This window comes from Novosphingopyxis baekryungensis DSM 16222, assembly GCF_000420305.1.
Classification (GTDB): domain Bacteria; phylum Pseudomonadota; class Alphaproteobacteria; order Sphingomonadales; family Sphingomonadaceae; genus Novosphingopyxis; species Novosphingopyxis baekryungensis.
The window spans coordinates 1-19,222 of the sequence record NZ_ATUR01000008.1 but is presented as its reverse complement, the minus strand read 5'-3'; the positions used below and the strand labels follow the sequence as shown (position 1 = coordinate 19,222).

The 19,222-nt window shown below is 62.2% G+C and carries 20 protein-coding genes; 11 read left to right on the top strand and 9 right to left on the bottom strand.

Annotated elements, in window-relative coordinates:
• The first annotated feature begins 58 nt into the window (after positions 1-58).
• The gene (locus tag G410_RS0113050) at positions 59-1,567 is read left to right on the top strand and encodes a YifB family Mg chelatase-like AAA ATPase (RefSeq protein ID WP_028971446.1); all 1,509 of its coding nucleotides are present in this window, start codon (positions 59-61) and stop codon (positions 1,565-1,567) included.
• 24 nt (positions 1,568-1,591) lie between these two features.
• On the opposite strand, the gene G410_RS16800 is transcribed toward G410_RS0113050, so the two are convergent.
• Both G410_RS16800 and G410_RS0113040 read right to left on the bottom strand, forming a co-directional pair.
• Complete coding sequence (locus G410_RS16800; protein ID WP_051137305.1) at positions 1,592-2,032, bottom strand: bactofilin family protein; 441 nt, start codon at positions 2,030-2,032, stop codon at positions 1,592-1,594.
• Entirely contained in the window at positions 2,025-3,170 is a 1,146-nt protein-coding gene (locus G410_RS0113040; RefSeq protein WP_022674108.1) for a M23 family metallopeptidase, read from the bottom strand. Before G410_RS0113040 ends, G410_RS16800 begins: the two co-directional genes overlap by 8 nt.
• Before the next feature lie 221 nt (positions 3,171-3,391).
• On the opposite strand from G410_RS0113040, the gene G410_RS0113035 reads away from it, so the two are divergent.
• The 8 genes from G410_RS0113035 (at position 3,392) to G410_RS0113000 (ending at position 9,167) form a co-directional block, all read left to right on the top strand.
• Positions 3,392-4,039 (top strand): nicotinate-nucleotide adenylyltransferase, encoded by a 648-nt coding sequence (locus G410_RS0113035; RefSeq protein WP_022674107.1) that lies wholly within the window; start codon positions 3,392-3,394, stop codon positions 4,037-4,039.
• Positions 4,040-4,107: 68 nt separating this feature from the next.
• Complete coding sequence (rsfS, locus tag G410_RS16795) at positions 4,108-4,437, top strand: ribosome silencing factor (protein ID WP_245559370.1); 330 nt, start codon at positions 4,108-4,110, stop codon at positions 4,435-4,437.
• A gap of 47 nt (positions 4,438-4,484) precedes the next feature.
• Positions 4,485-4,907, top strand: a complete 423-nt coding sequence (locus G410_RS0113025; RefSeq protein WP_022674105.1) for a 23S rRNA (pseudouridine(1915)-N(3))-methyltransferase RlmH — start codon at positions 4,485-4,487, stop codon at positions 4,905-4,907.
• A gap of 4 nt (positions 4,908-4,911) precedes the next feature.
• Positions 4,912-6,054, top strand: coding sequence for a murein hydrolase activator EnvC family protein (locus G410_RS16790; RefSeq protein ID WP_084489227.1), 1,143 nt, complete (start codon positions 4,912-4,914; stop codon positions 6,052-6,054).
• Between the two features lie 124 nt (positions 6,055-6,178).
• Positions 6,179-7,531, top strand: coding sequence for a S41 family peptidase (locus tag G410_RS0113015; RefSeq protein ID WP_022674103.1), 1,353 nt, complete (start codon positions 6,179-6,181; stop codon positions 7,529-7,531).
• Between the two features lie 7 nt (positions 7,532-7,538).
• Positions 7,539-8,021 carry a disulfide bond formation protein B gene (locus G410_RS0113010; RefSeq protein WP_022674102.1) on the top strand — a complete coding sequence of 161 codons (483 nt, stop codon included), beginning with the start codon at positions 7,539-7,541 and terminating at the stop codon, positions 8,019-8,021.
• A complete protein-coding gene (locus G410_RS0113005; RefSeq protein ID WP_022674101.1) occupies positions 8,018-8,539 on the top strand; it encodes a demethoxyubiquinone hydroxylase family protein in 522 nt (173 codons plus the stop codon). The genes G410_RS0113010 and G410_RS0113005 overlap by 4 nt, the downstream gene beginning before the upstream one ends.
• Positions 8,540-8,579: 40 nt before the next feature.
• The gene (locus tag G410_RS0113000; RefSeq protein ID WP_028971445.1) at positions 8,580-9,167 is read left to right on the top strand and encodes a hypothetical protein; all 588 of its coding nucleotides are present in this window, start codon (positions 8,580-8,582) and stop codon (positions 9,165-9,167) included.
• A gap of 37 nt (positions 9,168-9,204) precedes the next feature.
• On the opposite strand, the gene G410_RS0112995 is transcribed toward G410_RS0113000, so the two are convergent.
• The 5 genes from G410_RS0112995 to G410_RS0112975 form a co-directional block, all read right to left on the bottom strand.
• Complete coding sequence (locus tag G410_RS0112995) at positions 9,205-11,004, bottom strand: DUF885 domain-containing protein (RefSeq protein ID WP_022674099.1); 1,800 nt, start codon at positions 11,002-11,004, stop codon at positions 9,205-9,207.
• 88 nt (positions 11,005-11,092) lie between these two features.
• Positions 11,093-12,682, bottom strand: a complete 1,590-nt coding sequence (locus G410_RS16785) for a PH domain-containing protein (RefSeq protein WP_022674098.1) — start codon at positions 12,680-12,682, stop codon at positions 11,093-11,095.
• Positions 12,679-13,200, bottom strand: coding sequence for a PH domain-containing protein (locus tag G410_RS16780; RefSeq protein ID WP_022674097.1), 522 nt, complete (start codon positions 13,198-13,200; stop codon positions 12,679-12,681). The genes G410_RS16785 and G410_RS16780 overlap by 4 nt, the downstream gene beginning before the upstream one ends.
• A 49-nt stretch (positions 13,201-13,249) precedes the next feature.
• Entirely contained in the window at positions 13,250-14,254 is a 1,005-nt protein-coding gene (locus G410_RS0112980; RefSeq protein ID WP_022674096.1) for an NAD(P)H-dependent flavin oxidoreductase, read from the bottom strand.
• A gap of 122 nt (positions 14,255-14,376) precedes the next feature.
• On the bottom strand, positions 14,377-15,648 hold the full coding sequence (locus G410_RS0112975; protein WP_022674095.1) for an aspartate kinase: 1,272 nt from the start codon (positions 15,646-15,648) through the stop codon (positions 14,377-14,379).
• Between the two features lie 89 nt (positions 15,649-15,737).
• Here G410_RS0112975 and ubiG point away from each other — a divergent pair, with 89 nt between their 5' ends.
• Both ubiG and G410_RS18055 read left to right on the top strand, forming a co-directional pair.
• Entirely contained in the window at positions 15,738-16,469 is a 732-nt protein-coding gene (ubiG, locus tag G410_RS0112970; protein ID WP_022674094.1) for a bifunctional 2-polyprenyl-6-hydroxyphenol methylase/3-demethylubiquinol 3-O-methyltransferase UbiG, read from the top strand.
• Positions 16,470-16,964: 495 nt separating this feature from the next.
• On the top strand, positions 16,965-17,936 hold the full coding sequence (locus G410_RS18055; protein WP_156851961.1) for a hypothetical protein: 972 nt from the start codon (positions 16,965-16,967) through the stop codon (positions 17,934-17,936).
• Positions 17,937-18,138: 202 nt separating this feature from the next.
• Here G410_RS18055 and G410_RS0112955 read toward each other — a convergent pair whose 3' ends face one another.
• Positions 18,139-18,840, bottom strand: a complete 702-nt coding sequence (locus tag G410_RS0112955) for a DUF4145 domain-containing protein (protein WP_022674092.1) — start codon at positions 18,838-18,840, stop codon at positions 18,139-18,141.
• Positions 18,841-18,886: 46 nt separating this feature from the next.
• A partial coding sequence (locus tag G410_RS0112950; RefSeq protein ID WP_022673638.1) for an IS5/IS1182 family transposase occupies positions 18,887-19,222 on the bottom strand: 336 nt, incomplete at its 5' end.

Genomic DNA, 19,222 nt, shown 5'->3' with positions numbered 1-19,222 from the left:
CGACAGTATCGCGGCCAAGGTGTCCATTCCGGGCGCCCGCTTCTGGGGGGAGGCGCATATCGTCGCAACGGTGGCTACGACGGCCTATCTCGGGCTGGAGGCGCGCTCAGTCGAGGTGCAATGCCAGATCGCACCCGGCCTGCCGCGTTTTACCATCGTCGGTCTGCCGGATAAGGCAGTGGCCGAGAGCCGGGAGCGGGTGCATAGCGCGCTGACCGCCATCGGCCTGTCGCTGCCGCCAAAGCGGATCACCGTGAACCTCTCACCTGCCGACCTGCCCAAGGAAGGCTCGCATTATGATCTGCCAATCGCGCTCGCGCTGCTCGGCGCGATGGGCGTGGCCGATGCCGAGACATTGAGCGAATATGTGGTGGTCGGCGAGCTTGGGCTGGACGGGCGTGTCGCGCCTTCACCCGGCGTTTTACTCGCCGCCCTGCACGCGTCTGAGACCGATCGCGGGCTGATCTGTCCGGCTTCGCAGGGCGCCGAGGCGGCTTGGGCTGGCGACCTGAACCTATTGGCGGCGCCCGACCTCTTGGCGCTGCTCAATCATCTAAACGGCACCTCGGTGTTGACGCCGCCGGTGCCGGGCGAAGCAAGCGAGCGGCGGGCGGGGCCGGACCTGAAGCAGGTGAAGGGGCAGGAAACGGCCAAGCGGGCCCTGGAAATCGCTGCGGCAGGCGGGCATAATCTGCTGATGATCGGGCCGCCCGGCGCGGGCAAGTCGCTGCTCGCCAGCTGCCTGCCGGGTATTCTGCCCGATCTGACACCGTCAGAAGCGCTGGAAGTTTCGATGGTCGCATCGGTTGCGGGCACGCTGATCGATGGGCGGATCACCCGGCAGCGGCCCTATCGCGATCCGCATCACAGCGCGTCGATGGCGGCGCTGGTCGGCGGCGGCCTGAAGGTGAAACCGGGCGAGGTCAGTCTGGCGCATCTCGGCGTTCTGTTTCTGGATGAGCTGCCCGAGTTCCAGCGCCCGGTACTCGACAGTTTGCGGCAACCGTTGGAAACGGGCGAGGTTTCGGTGGCACGGGCCAACAGCCATGTGACGTTCCCGGCCAGAGTGCAGCTGATCGCGGCGATGAACCCGTGCCGCTGCGGCCATCTGGGCGACGCTGCTTTGGCGTGCAGCCGCGCGCCCCGCTGCGCCGCCGATTATCAGTCCAAGGTGAGCGGCCCGCTGCTGGACCGCATCGATCTGCATGTAGAGGTGGAAGCGGTGACCGCCGCGGATCTGGTGCTGCCGCCAGCCGCAGAAGGATCCGCCGAGGTGCGCGCGCGCGTGGCTGGCGCAAGGCGGCTCCAGACCGCACGCTATGCCGATATTGCCGCGCGAACCAATACGGAAATCGATGGCGAGGCGCTGGAAGCCTACGCCACGCCGGATGAGCCGGGGCGCGCCTTGCTGGCGCAGGCGGCGGAAGCCATGCGTTTATCGGCGCGGGGATATACGCGGGTGTTGCGTGTGGCGCGCACGATTGCGGATCTGGCGCAGGCAGAGGGCGTAGGGCGCATCCACGTGGCCGAAGCGCTCAGTTACAGGCGGCAGCCGCCCCGGGCCTGAGGCCATATCGACGCGATATCGCGGTCAGGCGCGTAGGGCACCGATGTCGCGGGCCTTCTGGATGGATTCGACCTTTGCAGACGCTTCGCCGTCCGATTCCGAAGATGGCTCCCCATTGGCATCGAGGCGGTGCAAGGCCCCTTCCACCCGTCCGCCAGCTTCGACTGTGAGATTGTTATAGGCCACGTCGCCGGTGACCTGCGCGCTCGCCTCGATCACCAGGTCGACCGCTTCGATCGACCCGTCGACCTTCCCGCCAAGACGCGCGGACTGCACAATGACACCGCCAGTGATGGTGCTGCCGGCGCCTTGCACCAGATTGGCGCAGCGGACATCGCCAATGACCGTCCCGTCGATATGCAGATCGACTTCGGCGGTGATATCGCCGGAGATGGTTACATCGGCCGCGATGACCGAAAAGGTGCTACCGGACGCCGACGATCCGGTGGCTGTGCGATTACGCATCGCGGTCGGTTCGGCTTCTGGCGTCGGCTTGAATTTGGAAAACATCCGGATTGGCCTCCAGGAATTTCGCGGGATTGACGGCGCGTCCGTTCACGCGGACCTCGAAGTGGAGATGCGATCCGGTCGAACGCCCGGTCGATCCCATCGCGCCGATCTGCTCGCCGCGCTGTACGGTCTCACCGCGCTTGGCGATGAGCTTGCGCATATGGGCATAGCGAGTGACGATGCCACTGGCATGGGTAATCTCGATACAGCGGCCATAACCGCCTTTCGTCCCCGCGAACGTCACCTTTCCATCCGATGCGGCAAGGATCGGCGTGCCACTTGGCGCGCGAAAATCAATGCCGCTATGCAGGGCGCCCGCGCCGGTAAAAGGGTCGCGGCGATAGCCGAAATTGCTGCTCATCGCGGTGATGGCGGCCGGCTTGGAGGTGGGGATCGCCGCGAGCAGACGTTCCAGCGAGTCCATCCGATTCAGCTTGCTCGCCAGACTGGCAAAACGCGGATCGCTGTCATCTTCCTGGAGATTGCCTGCTGGAATGAACGGACCGCCGCTGGCTTCCTGAGAGGATAGAAGGCCGCGCGGATCCAGCCCGAACTTGCGGATGGCCGCTTCTGCCCTTTTGGAGCGATGATCGGCCAGCCTGGTCAGGCTGCTGACAAAGGCGAGCTGCCGTGCCTCGAGCCGGGCCAGCGGGGCCGCTTCCGGTATCAGCGTGCTGACCTTCTCGGTGGTGTCGGCAACCTCGGCGTCCGGCAGCGCAGCATCTTCCAGCGATCCGAAATGACCTTCGTACAGGCGGTCCAGCCGATCCTGCCGGGCCTTCAGATCATGCGCCACATCGTCGATCGAGCTGCGATAGGCGGCCACGCGCTCCTGGGCGGAGGCTACACGCTGCTGCTGTTTCGCCAAAGCGCTCTGCTCGGCGCCGGTCATGATGACGCCTGCCAGCGCAGTGCTGGTGATGGCGAGCAGCGCAACGCACAGAAGTGCGCCGATAACGGCGACGCGTTTCTGCAGTTTTGCCGATAGCTTGATGAACTTGACGTCGCCGCCCGATCGCATGAAGAATTCGCGATCGACGAATGCAATGGCAAACCGGCTGCGTAGACCGGTCGCAAAATCCTGAAATACCAAAAGACCCACCCTTTGTCGTTTCGGAGCCGGACCTAGCCATCGGGCCATAGTTATGCGAATCGGACGTGGGGCTAATTGGGACGGTTGGAGCCAGATCCGCGTTGAATGGAGGATTTTTTGATGGAACCAACGCATCCCGTGGCAAGTTTGAATTCTCTTTGCTTTTCCAGGCTTGATTTGTTCGTAATTTGTTCGATTCGCTGTTTTCATGAGGGGCTGACATGAGGCGCGTCGGACTATTGGGCGGGTCGTTTAACCCTGCGCACGGTGGGCACCGCTCAATCAGCCTGTTTGCCATCGATGCGCTTCAGCTCGATGCGATGTGGTGGCTGGTCTCTCCGGGCAATCCACTGAAAAGCGAAAAAGGCATGGCGCCTTATGCGGCGCGGCTCGGCTCTGCCCGGGACATGGCGCGCAGATCGCGCATCACGGCCAGCGATGTCGAGCGACAGCTTGGCACCCGCTATACCGTCGATACGCTGCGCGCGCTGAAACGGCGCTACCCCAAGACTCGATTCGTCTGGATCATGGGAGCGGACAATCTGGCGCAGTTTCACCGCTGGAAAGACTGGCGCACCATAGCCCGCACGATGCCGATTGCGGTTATCGCCCGTCCGGGGTATGAGGGCAGTGCCCTTGCGTCGCCCGCAATGGCCTGGTTCCGACGGTTCGTCCATCGTTCGGATCAGAAAAGAAACTGGACGACATGGAGTACGCCAGCGCTCGTGTTTATGCGCTTTCGTCCCGATCCCCGCTCGGCCACCGCCATTCGCCTGGCCGATCCCGAATGGTATCGCGAATATCTGTCGGATGGCGATGCATCGCCAGACGCTGATTCGTCCGTTTCAAATTCCAAGGAGTCGAATTGATCGATCACGCCACGCCCTCACCGGGTAGCCCAACCGCACCAAGCCCGCCTGCGCCGACAGGGCACGGGCTGCTGGATATCGTCCTGAAGTCGCTCGATGACGATCAGGCTCAGGAAGTGGTCTCGATCGCTCTGAAGGGCAAAAGTGAAATCGCCGACCATATGGTCATCGCCAGCGGCCGCTCGACCAGACAGGTCGCATCGATGGCCCAGAAGCTGGCGGAGAAAATCAAGCATTCCGGGGGGCGCGCGCGCATCGAAGGGCTGCCCAATGCCGACTGGGTATTGCTCGATGCCGATGATGTGATCGTCCATCTGTTCCGTCCGGAAGTGCGCAGCTTCTACAATCTGGAACGGATGTGGGCGTTCGAAGGATCGGGCGAGACCGGCCAGGCCTGACCGTTCCAGTCGGGAACCATCAGGCGGCAGATTAGGGGACAGGCCGCGTGTTGCTACACATTGTCGCACGCGGAAAGATCGGCCGGTCACCGGAGGCCGATCTGGTGACGCGCTATCTCAAGCGCATGCGCTGGCCTACCCGACTGAGTGAACTGCCCGATCGCGGCGGCAAGGTGCCGGATATCGAGGCACAGACCCGTATCGTGATGCTGGATGAAACCGGCCGGACCTTGTCTTCCACCGACCTGGCCGATCAGCTGGCGCTGTGGCGCGACGATGGCGTGCGGGAGACCCGTTTCATGATCGGCGCCGCGGATGGCTTCGATGCGCAGGACCGCGCCTCTGCCGATCTGTTGCTGTCCTTTGGCCGGGCGACCTGGCCGCATCTTCTGGCACGCGCGATGCTGGCCGAGCAATTGTACCGCGCAACGGCGATCCTTGCCGGCCACCCCTATCACCGGGAAGGGTAGGCGCATGCTGCGTGCTGTGGTCCTTCTGTCAGCTGCACCGCTGCTTGTCAGTGCTAGCCCGGCGGTGGCTCCCGAGCGGACGGCGGCGCCCGAGCGAACAGTGGCGAACGCACGCGCCGAAGCGGAATCTGCCGATGCACGCGGCGATGCCCTGCGCCTGAAGGCAGAGCTGGCCGAACGTGACGTGGCGCGCACCGCCGCGCGTCGCCGCATCCTCGAGCAGGACATTGCTGCGCAGCAAAGCGCCCTGCGCACGGCGCGGGCGGACCTTGCCGCCATCGGCCGGCAGCGGATGGCGGAGGAGCGGCGACTGGCCGTCGCCCGTGCGCCTTTGATGCGGCTGGCCGGTGCGCTGGAGCGGGTGTCGCGCCAGCCGGCGGGCTATGCCTTGCTGCGGCCCAATTCGCTGGATGAGCTGGTACATGTGCGCGCAATTCTGGATAGCACCGTGCCGCGGATCGACGCGCGCACGCAGCAGATCCGTTTGGCGCTCCGCCGGATCGCGGCGCTGCGATCGGCCCGTGTTGCCACGCTCCGCCGTATCGATGGCGCGCGCGCTGCTCTGGGGCAACGGCGCGAAGCGCTGGCCATCGCGGAGGTGCAGGAGCGCAATGCGGCCAACCGGCTGATGGGCGGAGCCGTGCGCCAGCGCGCGCGCGCGCTGGCGCTTGGTGAAGAAGCGCGGGACATCGTTGCCGCGACCAAACAAGGGGCCAGCGCCGCCGCCATTTCCGCTCGGTTGGCCGAGCTGTCACCGCCCCGGATCGCCGTGCGCCAGGTCGCGGCGCAGCGTAGCGCGTCGGTATATCGCCTGCCTGTTTCCGGCATGGTCGAAACGGGGTTCGGTGAAATCAATCCCAGCGGATATCGTGAGCGTGGCCTGACTATAGCAGCGCCGACGGGCACCAAGGTGGCCGCGCCGGCAGCCGGCATTGTGCGCTTTGCCGGGCCTTATCGCAGCTTCGGCCAGATCGTTATCGTGGATCATGGCGCGGGATGGACCAGCTTGCTGACTGGCATGAACGGGCTGGCCATTCGGAAGGGCAGTGTCGTTCGTGCCGGGCAGTTGCTGGGCCGCAGTGGCGGGCGCATCACCGTGGAATTGCGCCGCCATGGCCGCCCGGTGGATGTCGCCGCCATGCTCTGACGCGGCTCCGTTCACGCCAAGGACAGCGATGCCGGGTTAATCCATTTGGAAAGCGGGCCGCGATGGCCCTATATCGAGATCAAGTCTCCGTTCTGCCTTCCCAGCCAAAGGTCTGCACCGTTACATGAACAGCCGTTTCGCCCGAGCTCTTGCCCTTGTCAGCGCGGTATCGCTGCTGCCGCTCTCCACCGCCGCCATGTCGCAGGTCGATGCGGGCTCGGCGCGCGAAGTGAACGACATTCTGGGCGTGATGCAGCGGATCAAGGCATTCTATGTGGACGATGTTAACGACGATCAACTGATCGAAGGCGCCATCTCCGGCATGCTGTCCAGCCTCGATCCGCACAGTTCCTATCTGAACGAGCGCGCATATGAGGATCTGCGCACGCAGACGGACGGCGAATATGGCGGACTGGGCCTTACCGTCACGCTGGAGGACGATGCGGTCAAGGTGATCGCGCCGACGGCCGACACACCGGCAGACAAGGCCGGTATCAAGTCTGGCGATTACATCACCCATCTGGACGGCAAGCTGATCTATGGCGGCACGCTGGACGATGCGGTGGAAGAAATGCGCGGCGAGCCGGGATCGGACATTACGCTGACCATTTTCCGGCCCGGCCGCGACAAGCCGTTCGACGTGACCCTGACGCGCGCGATCATCGATCTGCAGCCGGTCAAATGGGATGTGCAGGGCGATATCGGCGTGATCACGGTGACCACCTTTACCGATGGAGCCGGACAGGACGTAGTGGAGGCCATGCGGTCCATCCAGACCAAGCTGGGCAGGAAACCGCTCGGCTATATTCTGGATCTGCGCTCCAATCCGGGTGGTCTGCTGGATGAGGCGGTGAACATTTCGGACGTGTTCCTGAATGACGGAGAGATCGTATCGCAGCGTGGCCGCCGCCGCGCCGATACGCTGAAATTCTTCGCCAAGCAGGGCGACTATGCCGATGGTTTGCCGGTCATCGTGCTGATCGATGCCGGTTCGGCATCCGCGTCCGAGATTGTGGCGGGGGCCTTGCAGGATCGCCATCGCGGGCTCGTGATGGGCGAGCGCAGCTTCGGCAAGGGATCGGTCCAGACCATCGTGCCGCTCACCAACGATACCGGGCTGCGCCTGACCACCGCGCGCTATTACACCCCGTCGGGCCGGTCGGTGCAGGAAGGCGGGATCGATCCGGATATCCGCGTGCCGCAGCTCAGCGATCCGGATTATGCATCGCGCACCCGCATTCGCGAGTCCGATCTGCGCAAGCATCTCATCAATGAGCTGGCGGCGGACGACAAGACGCTGGAACAGGACGACAAGGATGATCCGCGTTTCTCCATGACCGCCGAAGAGCTGGAAAAGCAGGGGATCAAGGATTTTCAGTTGCATTATGCGCTGCAAACGATCGGGCGGCTCGGCAAGACCGCGCAGGCCAGAAATTCCGTGCCTGCCCTGAAGGCTGCGGCTTCGGCCCGGAACTGACGGAGGCATGGCCGGCATACAGGGATTGACGACTGCGCGATGGCTGGCGCTGCTCATACCGGCGGGGCTGCTCGGCGGTGCCTATATCGGCCAATATGCGTTCGATCTTTATCCGTGCGAAATGTGCTGGTGGCAGCGCTGGCCGCATTTTGCGGCGCTTGCCCTGGCCGTCATCGCCTTTGTCCCGCGAAAAAACCTGGCGCGGTGGCCGGTGCTTTTGGCGGCTGTGGCGATCCTGCTGTCCGGGCTCATCGGCGGCTTTCATGCAGGGGTTGAATATGGCTGGTGGGAAGGCATCACCAGCTGCACCACTACGGTTGCCGCTGGGGAGGGCAGCTATCTCGATGCGATCATGAATGCGCCGATCGTCCGGTGCGATCAGGTGCAATGGTCGCTGTTCGGCATTTCCCTTGCGGGCTATAATTTCCTGATCTCGGTGGCCGGTGCCATCGCGATCTTCCTACCGGCAGCAAAAGGACCATCACGATGACCCTTGGCAGCAAAGCGATCGAAAGCATGATCCGTGTCGATCAGGCTGGCGAGTTCGGTGCCACACGAATTTATGCGGGCCAGCTGGCGATCATGGGAGACCGTGTGCCGGTGGCCCGGTCGATCGCGCATATGGCGGCGCAGGAGGAGCGGCACTGCTCCGAATTCGATGCGCTGATGGCCAAGCGCGGCGTGCGTCCGACAGCGCTTCGACCGTTCTGGGACAGGGCGGGCTTCATGCTCGGCGCTGTGACAGCGGCCATATCGCCTGAGGCGGCCATGGCCTGCACAGCGGCGGTGGAAACGGAGATCGACCGGCATTACAGCCAACAGCTCGATGAGCTAGGCACCGATGATCCGGAACTCTCTTCCATGATCGCGGATTTCAGGGAAGAGGAACTGGAACATCGCGACACGGCGATCGCGTCCGGCGCAGAAAATACGCCGGGCTATCCGTTGATGAGCGCGGCGATCCGTATGGGGTGCCGCGTGGCCATCGCGGTTTCGAAACGCATTTAAGGCGCGGTTCACGCGAACTGCCGGAGAACGAGCTATGTCGATGAAATCAATCTATCTTTCCATGGCCGCCGCCGGTTTCGGCATGGCGCTTGTCACCCCGGCGCAGGCGCAGGATGAAGCAGGCGATCGCGTGCAGGTGCTCGCGGTATACGGCCAGGACGATTGCCCGCAAAGCACGGCCGACGAGATCGTGGTCTGCAAACGCTATGATGAAAGCGAGCGTTACCGCATTCCGCAGGATCTGCGTTCCAGCGACAGCCCGCAGAATGAAAGCCAGACAGCACGTGTAAAGCGGCTCGAAACCCTGGGGCAGGGCGGCATTGGCAGCTGTACCCCGGTTGGTCCCGGCGGCGTGACCGGATGCACCCAGCAGCTGATTCAGCAGGCCTATGCCGAGCGCGCGCAAGGCAGCAATATGCAGGCCGGGCGCCTGGTGGAAGAAGCCCGCGCCGAACGCCTGTCTGCCATTGATGCGGAAGCTGCGGAGACCGAACGTCTGGTGCAGGAAGAACTGGCCAAGCGCGATGAGCGCGAACGCCGTCAGGCGATGATTGCCGCCGGACAGGATCCCGATGCGGTGGCCGATCCGGCGCCAGTGGACGCGCCGCTGCCCGAACCTGAAGGCTAAGAGCAGCGGCTATTGCTGAATTGTCAGGCGGACCCTCTCAGCTCGCCTGCTGTTCCTGCGCGATCCAGCTGGCTATCCGGCGCTCCAGCAGGTCGAGGGGTACAGCGCCCTGGCCCAGCACCACATCGTGGAACGCGCGCAGATCGAACCGATCGCCCAACGCTTCTTCTGCACGTGTGCGGAGCGCCCGGATTTTCAGCTCGCCGATCTTGTACGCCAGCGCTTGGCCGGGCCATGAAATGTAGCGGTTCACCTCGGCATCAATATTGGCGGCGGTGAGCGCGCTGTTATCGGTCATGAACGCTACCGCGCGGTCCTTCGACCAGCCTTTGGAATGGATCCCGGTATCGACGACGAGGCGGCAGGCGCGCCACATCTCATAACTCAGCCGGCCCATGTCCTTGGCCGCTGTGTCATAGATGCCCATTTCGATGCCCAGCCGTTCGGAATAAAGACCCCAGCCTTCGACAAATGCGGTGAAGAACGCGAGCTGCTTGCGGAATTCGGGCATGTCCAGCTCTTGCTGCAGCGCGATCTGCAGATGATGACCCGGCACGGACTCATGTGCCGTCAGCGCGGGGATCTCCCAATAGGGCCGCTGGTCCAGCTTGGATGTATTCACATAATAGGTGCCCGACACGCCGATTTCCGGAGAGCCCGGATTGTAAGAGGCCGTGGTTGTGCCTTCGGCGGTCTCTGCCGGGATTGCCCGCAAGCCATAGGGCAGGCGGGGCAGGCGACCGAATAGACCAGGCAGTTTGCCATCGATGGTCTTGGCCTGCCGCGCGTTCTTTTCCATCAGTGTTTCGGCATCGTCAGCATAATATTGCGGATCGGTCCGCAAATGCGCGATGAAGGCTTCCCGGCTGGCATAGCCCGCCGCTTTCGCCACCGTTTCCATTTCGCTGCGGATGCGCGCCACTTCGGTGAGGCCGAGCTGATGGATCTCGTCCGCGCTCATGTCCGTGGTCGTCATCTCGCGGATACGGAACGCATAATAATCGGTACCGCCGGGCTGGGCGGACACGCCGATCTCCTGCGCACAGGCCGGGGCGTAATCGCGCACATACCAGTCGCGTTGCTCGGCCAGTGCCGGATAGATCTTTGCCTGGATCACTTCTGCCGCCTCACGGCCCAGCGCGGCAAATTCTGCTTCGCTGATCGTGGAGGGCCGCGGCCGGGTGAACGGTTCGTAGAAACGGCTCTCGGCCGGATCTTCGGTGATGAGGCCTGTGATCGTGCCTTCGAAGCCCTGCAGGGTGACGCAATGCTGCGTATAGCCGCCGGCAATCGCCTGATTGGCGACGGCGATCGATTGCGCGTTGATGGCGGGAAACTGCGCCAGCCGGTCAATATAGCTGCGGTAATCCGCTTTGGTGCGGAACGGCAGATTGTTGGCCATCCCCGCAAAATTCTGATGCCAGCTGGAATAGCTGGTGAAATTGACCACCCTTTGGCCGAAGCGATTGCTTTCGATCTGCTCGCCCAGCATGCGTTGCAGGATGGCCAGGTTGACCTGCCCATTGTCATCCAGCGCGCTCGGATCGATCGTTTTCAGCCGGTCCAGAAAACGCTGTGCCTGCGCGGCCTGCCGGTCGGCGGCTTCCAGCGAATAATCGCCGACCTGCCCGGCATAATCGTCCACGCCAACGGAGCTGGCGAGCACCGGGTTCTGTTCCAGCACATAGGCCCAATAGCCATCCATCACGTCGTTCAGAATCGCCTGGTCCTGATTGGGTTCGGCGGCCAGCGCATCGCTGCTCTGCTGCGCCGCGAGCGGTGCCTGCAACGACACCACCAAGGCGGCAGCTGCGATCGATCCGAATAGGTTGCGCATGCTCATTCTCCCCGTCAACGACTGTTCTTTTGCTTGAATACAGGCTTGTACCCCTATGCCTAAGCTGCGCGGAGCGGCTTGACCAGCGTCAGGCTGGCGCATGCATATCGGAGAAGTCGATACTGGTCACAGCGGCCATGATCCGCTCACGCAGATCGATCGCGTCGAGTTCCGGCAGTGCGCGTATCTGCAACGGAAAACTGGCCGATCCACCGGCAACGCCCAGCACCAGGCTGGCGGTGCCGAACAGCCGGTCGATCGGGCTGTAACTGAGGTCTGCCGTCTGCGTCCTGATGGCTGGGAGCAGGCTCAAACGCTGGCGCCACCAGCCGGCGTGCACATAAAGCTGCCCGCCGACGAGCGCGTAGCGATGGTGCCGCCAGCGCAGCCAGGCGAGCAGCGGCAGGAACCCTGCAATGGCATAGATCGCCGTGCCGGCCAGCGGGTGCACGAGCAGCCATAGCATGGTTGCGCCGATGCACAGGACCATGGCGAGAATGCACCACAAGAACAGGAAGGGGGCCATGCGCGTGCGGCTATATTGGGCAGGCACGGCGCTGTTCTGCAGAGCTGCCTCCGCCAGGATCGGATCGATCTCAGCGCTGCTGGCGAGCGGCGCGACGCTGTGATCACTGCCAGCCTTGCTGTCTTGCGCCAGGCTCTGGAACTTCAGTTCCCTCCAGCCGAAGTGACGCCGGATCGGCCCGGTCAGGATCAGCCCGGCCTGAACACGGTGCTTGGGCAGCACCACATCGGTCAGCGTGAGCAAGCCACGGCGGCGGCGGAAACCGGCCGGCACGCGGTCCAGGCGAAATCCGTAATCGCGTAGCACGGTGCGCACGATGCCGCTGATCACGCCAATGGCCAACAGCATCAGGACAAGGGCAAGCCCGGCCACGATCTGGGCGACCAGCCCGATGGAGCGGATCATGGCGACATCGATGCCGCCCAGTTCAGCCAGCCAAAAACGCGGGTCCCAGACATAATCCGGCAGCAGGTTCTGGAACTGCTGAAGGAGCGCGCCGATCACACCGATCAGGATCAGCGAAAAATTGAACAGCCCGGCCAGCAGCAATCGCCGATTGTCCATGGTGAACAGAGAGGCTTCTGCGCCGCTGTCCGTCAGATCTTCGCCTGCCAACGCCGCCGCTGGGGCCGTCCCGACCACGCCATGTTTACGGTCGCGGATCAGATCGCGCAGCGCCTCTGCATCGGGCAGTTTCAGATAGCTGAGTTCAGCATCCTCGCCTTTGCCGCCACCGGTTTCGATCTTCACGGCGGCCAGACCCAGTAGGCGGGCCACGGGCTTGCGTTCGATGCCGACATCCTGAATGCGCTCGAACGGTACGGACCGGCTCTTGCGACTGAATATGCCTTGTTCGACCCGGATATCTTCCGCCCGGATGCAATAGGTGAAATGCCACCAGTGCAGCCAATGGCCGAAGGAGGCGAACGCGATCAGCACGGGAATGACGAAGGTCAGATAAGGCAGTGCCTGGTCTCCGCCCACGAGCAAGGCCGGAATGACATAGAGCATCTGCGGCAAGCTGGCGACCAAGCCGGCCACCACGGACCGCGGATCGGTGCGCTGGGGCACGCCCTCTGCCGCCTGCGCCGCGATGTCTTTGGCATCGGCCCAGGGCTGCGGGCGAACAGGTTCGGTGGCGATATCGCTCACAGCGTCTCGCGTGTGATGTGCGCACGGATACGCTCACGCATTTCGGCGGCCCGCGCTTCACCCAGACCAGGCAGGCTGACGGTGCTATTGTGCGTGCCCGCGGTGTGCACCACGAGGGTGGCAAGATCGAACGCGCGGTCGAGCAGCCCCTGATCGACATCGATATGCTGGATGCGACCGAAGGGAACGATGGTGTCGGTGCGCCACAGATAGCCACGCGCCACGCGCAACCGGTCATCGCTGATATCATAGCCCAGCCTGTGCCAACGGCGTGCAGGCAGCAGCACCAGCAGGCACAGGACGATCAGCGCGACCGGGCCCATCACCGTTCCCGGCGGCGCGGCTGTCTCCTGCGACAATATATATTCAACGATCCCCCCAGCCGCCAGCAGCGCCAGCCCGAAAAAGGCGCTGCGGATCGTCATCACCCAGCGATAGTCCGCTTCGACACGGGTAAGCCCATCGGACGTGCCCCAAAGTGGTTCGACTGCGAAGGGGGGCGGGGTTGCGTCGGTCATGCCGCTTTTATCGCCGGGCTGTGTTGCGATTGCAAGACAGCTGGCGGCCTTATCTTGCCAGCGCGGTCTCTGCTTCGTTCGCCAGCGCCGCGATAATCTCGGCCGCGGTCTCTTCCTTTGTGACCATGCCGACCGACTGGCCCGCCATCAGCGATCCGTTCTCGACATCGCCGTCGATCACCGCGCGGCGCAGCGCGCCGGCCCAATAATGCTCGATCTGCAGCTGGGCCTCGCTCATCTCCAGCTTTTCTTCGTCGAGCGTGGCGGCCACTTCGCGCTGTTTGGCGGTAAAGGCTTCCGTGCCCTTGTTCTTGAGCGCCCGTACGGGAATGACGGGCAGACGCGGATCGACCTGCACGCTGGCCACGGCATCGCGGGCCGAGGCGCGGAAAAACGCTTTCTTGAAATTCTCATGCGCGATGCTCTCGGTCGCGCAGACGAACCGCGTGCCCAGCTGTACGCCCGCCGCGCCCATCTCCAGATAGCTGGCGATGGCCCGGCCACGTCCGATCCCACCGGCCACGAAAACGGGCAACTGATCGGCCACTTCCGGCAGAATTTCTTGCGCCAGCACGCTGGTGGACACGGGGCCGATATGGCCGCCCGCTTCCATGCCCTCGATCACCAGCGCATCGACCCCGGTGCGCACCAGCTTCTTGGCGAGGCTGAGCGCGGGCGCAAAGCAGATGATCTTGGCCCCGGTCTCGCGGATCGCGTCGATTGACCCGCGCGGCGGCAGACCGCCCGCCAGCACGATATGGGTGACCTTGTGCCGCCCGCAGACGGCGATCAGCTCCATGAGGTCAGGGTGCATGGTGATCAGGTTCACGCCGAACGGCTTGATCGTATGTTCCTTGGTCGCCGCGATTTCCTTGTCGAGCAGCTCGGGCGTCATCGCGCCGCAGGCGATCACACCGAACCCGCCGGCATTGGAAATGGCGGAGACGAGATGGCGTTCGCTCACCCAGCTCATCGCGCCGCACATGATCGCGTAATCGCAGCCGAGAAAGTCGGTACCGCGGGACATCAGGCGGCGCAGATTCGGGTGGGTCATGTCTCTACATACTTTCTTGCAACGTCATCCCGGACGTCGATCCGGGATCAAGGACCCGGCCAAATTGCCATGGCGCCGGGTTCCGGAGCGGGCCCGGAAGGTCGCCGTTGTAGGAGCCAGTCCTAGTCCGCGTCCAGACCATAAGCGGTGTGCAGCACGCGCACGGCCAGCTCGGTCTCGTCCTCGTCGATCAGCACGCTCACCTTGATCTCGGACGTGGTGATCGCCTGAATGTTGATCTTGCGGTCGCTCAGTGCCTTGAACATATCGGCAGCGATACCGGCATGGCTGCGCATGCCCACGCCGACGACGGATATCTTGGCGATGCGGCTGTCCGTGATGATGCGGTTGAAACCGATCGCCTCGCGCTGATTCTCCAGGATCTCGGTGCAGCTGGCAAGATCGGCCCGGGGCGCGGTGAAGGTAACGTCTGTCTCGCCGCGATCGCGCCCGACATTCTGCACGATCATGTCGACATTGATGTTCGCGTCCGCCAGCGGGCCGAAGATGCGTGCCACCGCGCCGGGCGTGTCGGGCACGCGGGTGAGGGTGATCTTGGCTTCGTTCTTGTCATGCGCGATGCCGGTGATGAGCTGGCGTTCCATGCTGGGGTCCTTTTCCTGGGCGGCGGCGAGTTCCTCGTCGCTCACGATCATCGTGCCGGGCAGACTGTCGGCGGGCGGCGCGCCTTCCTCTACGAAGCTGGAGAGGACCTGCACCCGCACGCCTTCTTTCATGGCGAGGCCGACCGAGCGCGTCTGCAGCACTTTGGCGCCCACGCTGGCCAGCTCCAGCATCTCCTCATAGGTCACCATCTTGAGCTTGCGCGCGCGGCTGACGATGCGCGGATCGGTGGTATAGACGCCGTCCACATCGGTATAGATATCGCAGCGGTCCGCCTTGATTGCGGCGGCCACGGCCACAGCGCTGGTGTCCGATCCGCCGCGGCCCAGCGTGGACAGGCGCCGCTCCGCCGTCATGCCCTGAAAGCCGGGGATCACCGCGATCTGGCCGGCCTGCATAGAGCCAAGCAAATTGTTTTGGTCGATCGATCCGATCCGCGCCTTGGCATAGGCGGTATCGGTATGCAGTGGTAGCTGCCAGCCCATCCAGCTGCGCGCGCTGGCGCCGATGGCCTGCAGCGTCATCGCCAGCAGGCCGCTGGTTACCTGCTCGCCGCTGGCCACCACCACGTCATATTCGGCCGGATCGAACAGCGGGTTGGCTTCCCGGCAGAACTGCACGAGCCGGTCGGTCTCGCCGGCCATGGCGGAGACGACGACGGCGACTTCATGTCCGCCATCGGCCTGGCGTTTGACGATCTGCGCCACGCGCCGGATACGCTCGGTCCCGGCCATGGAGGTGCCGCCGAATTTCATGACGATGCGGGCCATGGCGGGTGCTGCTGCTCCTGTCGTGCTTTGCGGGTTGAACGAAAGAAAATTGCTTGGTTGGAACGCCGCGCAACTGATAGGCAGCGTCAATGAGCAAGGCAAGCATAGCGACGATCAATCCCGCCGAGGCGGCGCATTTCGGCAAGATGGCAGCGGACTGGTGGGACCCAAAGGGCTCCAGCGCGATGCTGCACAAGCTCAATCCCGTGCGGCTGCGCTATATCAGACGGCATATCGACCGGCATTTCGCCTGCGACAAATGCGAATGGACCCCGCTGGAAGGCAGGACCGCGCTCGATGTCGGCTGCGGTGCCGGATTGCTGGCCGAACCGCTGGCGCGGCTGGGCGCGGCGGTTACCGCCATCGACGCTGCGCCGGAGAATATCGCGGCGGCACAGGCCCATGCCGCGCAGTCCGGGCTGGCGATCGATTACCGCGCGGAGCCGGTCGAGACGCTGGAGGCCGGGCCGTTCGATCTCGTCACCTGCATGGAGGTGATCGAGCATGTCGACAGCCCGGACCATTTTGCCGCCGCCCTGGCCGGCAAGCTGGCCGATGGCGGCCTGCTGATCCTGTCCACGCCCAACCGCACGCCGGCGTCCCGCGCGCTGCTCGTCGAAGGCGCCGAACGGCTTGGCCAGATTCCGCGCGGCACGCATGACTGGGACAAGTTCCTGACCCCCGAAGAATGCGAGGCGCTGTTGACCGACGCGGGCCTGACCGTGATCGATAGCGAAGGCATCGCCTTCGGGCCCGGCCAGGGGCTGCATCTGAGCGACAACAAGATGCTCAACTATATCCTGGCGGCGGTGAAGACCTAGGCGGAGCGCGACCGATTCTGGCGCAAAGTTGACAAAGTGAACGCGAACGCATTGCGCCAGCGCGACCGAATATTTCCTACAAGAACTAAAAGAAGGGTCGACCTGGCCCGCCCAAAAACCTTCACACCGGAGCGCATTGAGCTGGAGCGATTGCTCATGGCATTCTGGCAGCCGAAAGATATGGCGCGTGCCGACCGTGGCTGCGACATCATAGCAGAAGTAAAAACCAGCCCAACCTGAAGTCAGCTTTGCGCCCCATTCTGGGTCATTCGCACTGACTGAAGCGCCACCCGTAAACCGCCGTTCGCTCAGACCCAGTTAGATGGCGATATTGGTTGGGGCTGACACGGTAGATTAGCAAGCGAGAAGAACTAAAGCGAAATGGGATCATCACTCCAGTAAGCAGGTTCGGTAGTTTTATCGCACACCGATCAAGCGCCAAGTGCGCTGGCTCCGGTCTGTAAACGTATTACCTACCGTATTCGCAGGCCGTGAATGACAAATCTGCTTTTAAATAGCTCTGTTGCGCGCCATCATGCCAGAAAATGGGAGGTGTATCTGTCCAAAAGCAAAAGACCCTTCGAGCGGTGGCAACCGCACGACCAGTCGACTTGGGCTTTCCAAGTTTACAAAAAGTACAATCGAGAATTGTATCGATTGATTGAAGCGCATCGTGCGTCATCGTTCTACACCTATCGGCAACTTAAGCAGAACGGAGCGACGCTGACCGACCCCATCGGGCAGGCATTTGCAGGATGCCCTACCGGCATCGATAACTTCGAGGACGTAAAAGACTGGTCGAACGGCTTCAATTCATTTGATAATTGGGTGAATCTCAGCAACGTAACCACTATTTCTTCCAATCTTGAAACATACTTGGCATCTGTCGTTGGAATTGCAATCTTGTCAGATCCAAGCGTCCTGATCAGCGCTCCAAGTAGAGCAATCGATGGCGCTTATGTACTCAAGCAAGGGACTGGACCGCGCACTAATACCACCGAGCACGTGATAGCCTGCACTAAGGGTGATTGGAGCAGCCGGTTAGCGGCAATTGAACGTCTTTTTGGCCCCATACCAGAAACGATGCGGGAAAAGCATGGAGATCTGGAAGAGATCCGAAATGTTCGGAACCGCTTTGGTCATGCGTTTGGCCGGGATATTGACGCTTCAAGGGAGCATGGTCAAATCGAGATTGCGCCCATGGAAAAAGTAACTCGCACAACTGTTGCTCGCCTCGGAACCGCCGCATGGCGCTTTGCGCAAGAAACAGACCGTTTTCTCTTGCACAATCACATCGGGGACTTTGAAGCCGTAAATTACTACGCCAAGCTTTACCCTACGCTTCTTTCTACCGTACCGCCCGGGCAGCGTGCAGTCGACTTCAAGAAAGCAATTGGGAGGTTCGGGGGGGGCTTGAGGGGTAAGATATATTGCAAAGGGCTTGTAGCTTACTGGGAGGCGCTGTGAGGAGGGCAGCTGAATCTCCGTTCTTCACCAGTACCACACCAAGAGCTACCTGGCCGCTTACGGCCCAAATTCTGCCAGTCGGCAAAGTGCCCCAATTGCGATCATTCAGCTTCGAAGTCGTTGACTCCAAACGCGGTCGCGACCAGCCTTTGTGGTGCACCAATGTCCATTATAACCTGAAGCCGAAGGCTAACGATACAGCCTAATCACCGTTCTGGAATGCCTGGTTGGCTTTCTTGACGATCTCATCCTGTCGCTTGGGACTATTATAGAGCTTTTCCAGCAGCAGATTTACAATGCCGATTCCCGCAACCATCTCGTTCCGATTCATTGCTATCCGCTCATGGGCGCCCGCATTGCCCTTTTCCCTAATCTTGTGAAGTAATGCTAACTGAGTTTCATCAACGTGGCCTTTGGTATGTAAGTCGTCGATCTTCTTCATCAGATTCCGACCGGAGCACTTGGTATCGGTGACGATGAACTCTACAACCATCCGCAAAGCAACGGTCGCGAGCTTGAGCTTGCTGCCTGCCAATGCATACAGCATTTCATCGATTAGCTCATTGAGGTCATATGGTGTGAAATCGGTGTCGAACGCGAAATCAGCAGAGGAAGGGGGCGGATACTGGGCCTCTGTCCGAGGCAAATAGGTGTTTCCCAGTTGATCATGATCGAATTCTTCGCTGCACCACGATGAAGTCTCAAAGCAAATCTCGTCGCAGGCTCCGCAGCGATAGAGCGAGAATTCAGTCCCACCATCAGCACGGTGCCCATGGCTAAATTCTTCCTGCCATTCGCCGACGCACTGGGCTTCAAGCGTGTGGATCGTCTGACGCTTACAGTAATTGCATTGTAATTTCTTGCGCCCATCCAAATTGTCTCTGCGATTAAAGGTGTCGAACATGCGATTCCCCTATGTAAAGCCTGGTTCATCAACCGGTGGAGCAGTTCTAGGCTCTGTTGACAAACTGATTGGTCCAGAGGCGAGCGGCGGCGATATGTATGAAGCCGAGGTAGCTTGCTGATGTTTTGTCGTATCGGGTTGCGAGACGGCGTGAGCATTTGAGCTTCGCGAAGCACCGTTCGATGCGGTTTCGCAACGCGTAGGTGACGGTGTCGTGGGGTATTGGCTCTTTGCGGTTGGCCTTGGCCGGGATCACCGGCGTTCCGCCACGTAGCGCAATGGTGCTTCGGATATGGTCGCTGTCGTAGCCCCGGTCAGCCAAGAACACGCGAGCCGTCGGTAGGTCATCATCCACCAGAGCATCGAAGCCTTTGAAGTCGGA

Bases quoted from the DNA above. Each gene is read 5' to 3' on its own strand.
- G410_RS16800 (WP_051137305.1), bottom strand. From the start codon at position 2,032: ATGCGTAATCGCACAGCCACCGGATCGTCGGCGTCCGGTAGCACCTTT.
- G410_RS0113035 (WP_022674107.1), top strand. From the start codon at position 3,392: ATGAGGCGCGTCGGACTATTGGGCGGGTCGTTTAACCCTGCGCACGGT.
- G410_RS16790 (WP_084489227.1), top strand. From the start codon at position 4,912: ATGCTGCGTGCTGTGGTCCTTCTGTCAGCTGCACCGCTGCTTGTCAGT.
- G410_RS0113015 (WP_022674103.1), top strand. From the start codon at position 6,179: ATGAACAGCCGTTTCGCCCGAGCTCTTGCCCTTGTCAGCGCGGTATCG.
- G410_RS0113010 (WP_022674102.1), top strand. From the start codon at position 7,539: ATGGCCGGCATACAGGGATTGACGACTGCGCGATGGCTGGCGCTGCTC.
- G410_RS0113005 (WP_022674101.1), top strand. From the start codon at position 8,018: ATGACCCTTGGCAGCAAAGCGATCGAAAGCATGATCCGTGTCGATCAG.
- G410_RS0113000 (WP_028971445.1), top strand. From the start codon at position 8,580: ATGAAATCAATCTATCTTTCCATGGCCGCCGCCGGTTTCGGCATGGCG.
- G410_RS0112995 (WP_022674099.1), bottom strand. From the start codon at position 11,004: ATGCGCAACCTATTCGGATCGATCGCAGCTGCCGCCTTGGTGGTGTCG.
- G410_RS16780 (WP_022674097.1), bottom strand. From the start codon at position 13,200: ATGACCGACGCAACCCCGCCCCCCTTCGCAGTCGAACCACTTTGGGGC.
- G410_RS0112980 (WP_022674096.1), bottom strand. From the start codon at position 14,254: ATGACCCACCCGAATCTGCGCCGCCTGATGTCCCGCGGTACCGACTTT.
- G410_RS0112975 (WP_022674095.1), bottom strand. From the start codon at position 15,648: ATGGCCCGCATCGTCATGAAATTCGGCGGCACCTCCATGGCCGGGACC.
- ubiG (WP_022674094.1), top strand. From the start codon at position 15,738: ATGAGCAAGGCAAGCATAGCGACGATCAATCCCGCCGAGGCGGCGCAT.
- G410_RS18055 (WP_156851961.1), top strand. From the start codon at position 16,965: ATGACAAATCTGCTTTTAAATAGCTCTGTTGCGCGCCATCATGCCAGA.
- G410_RS0112955 (WP_022674092.1), bottom strand. From the start codon at position 18,840: ATGTTCGACACCTTTAATCGCAGAGACAATTTGGATGGGCGCAAGAAA.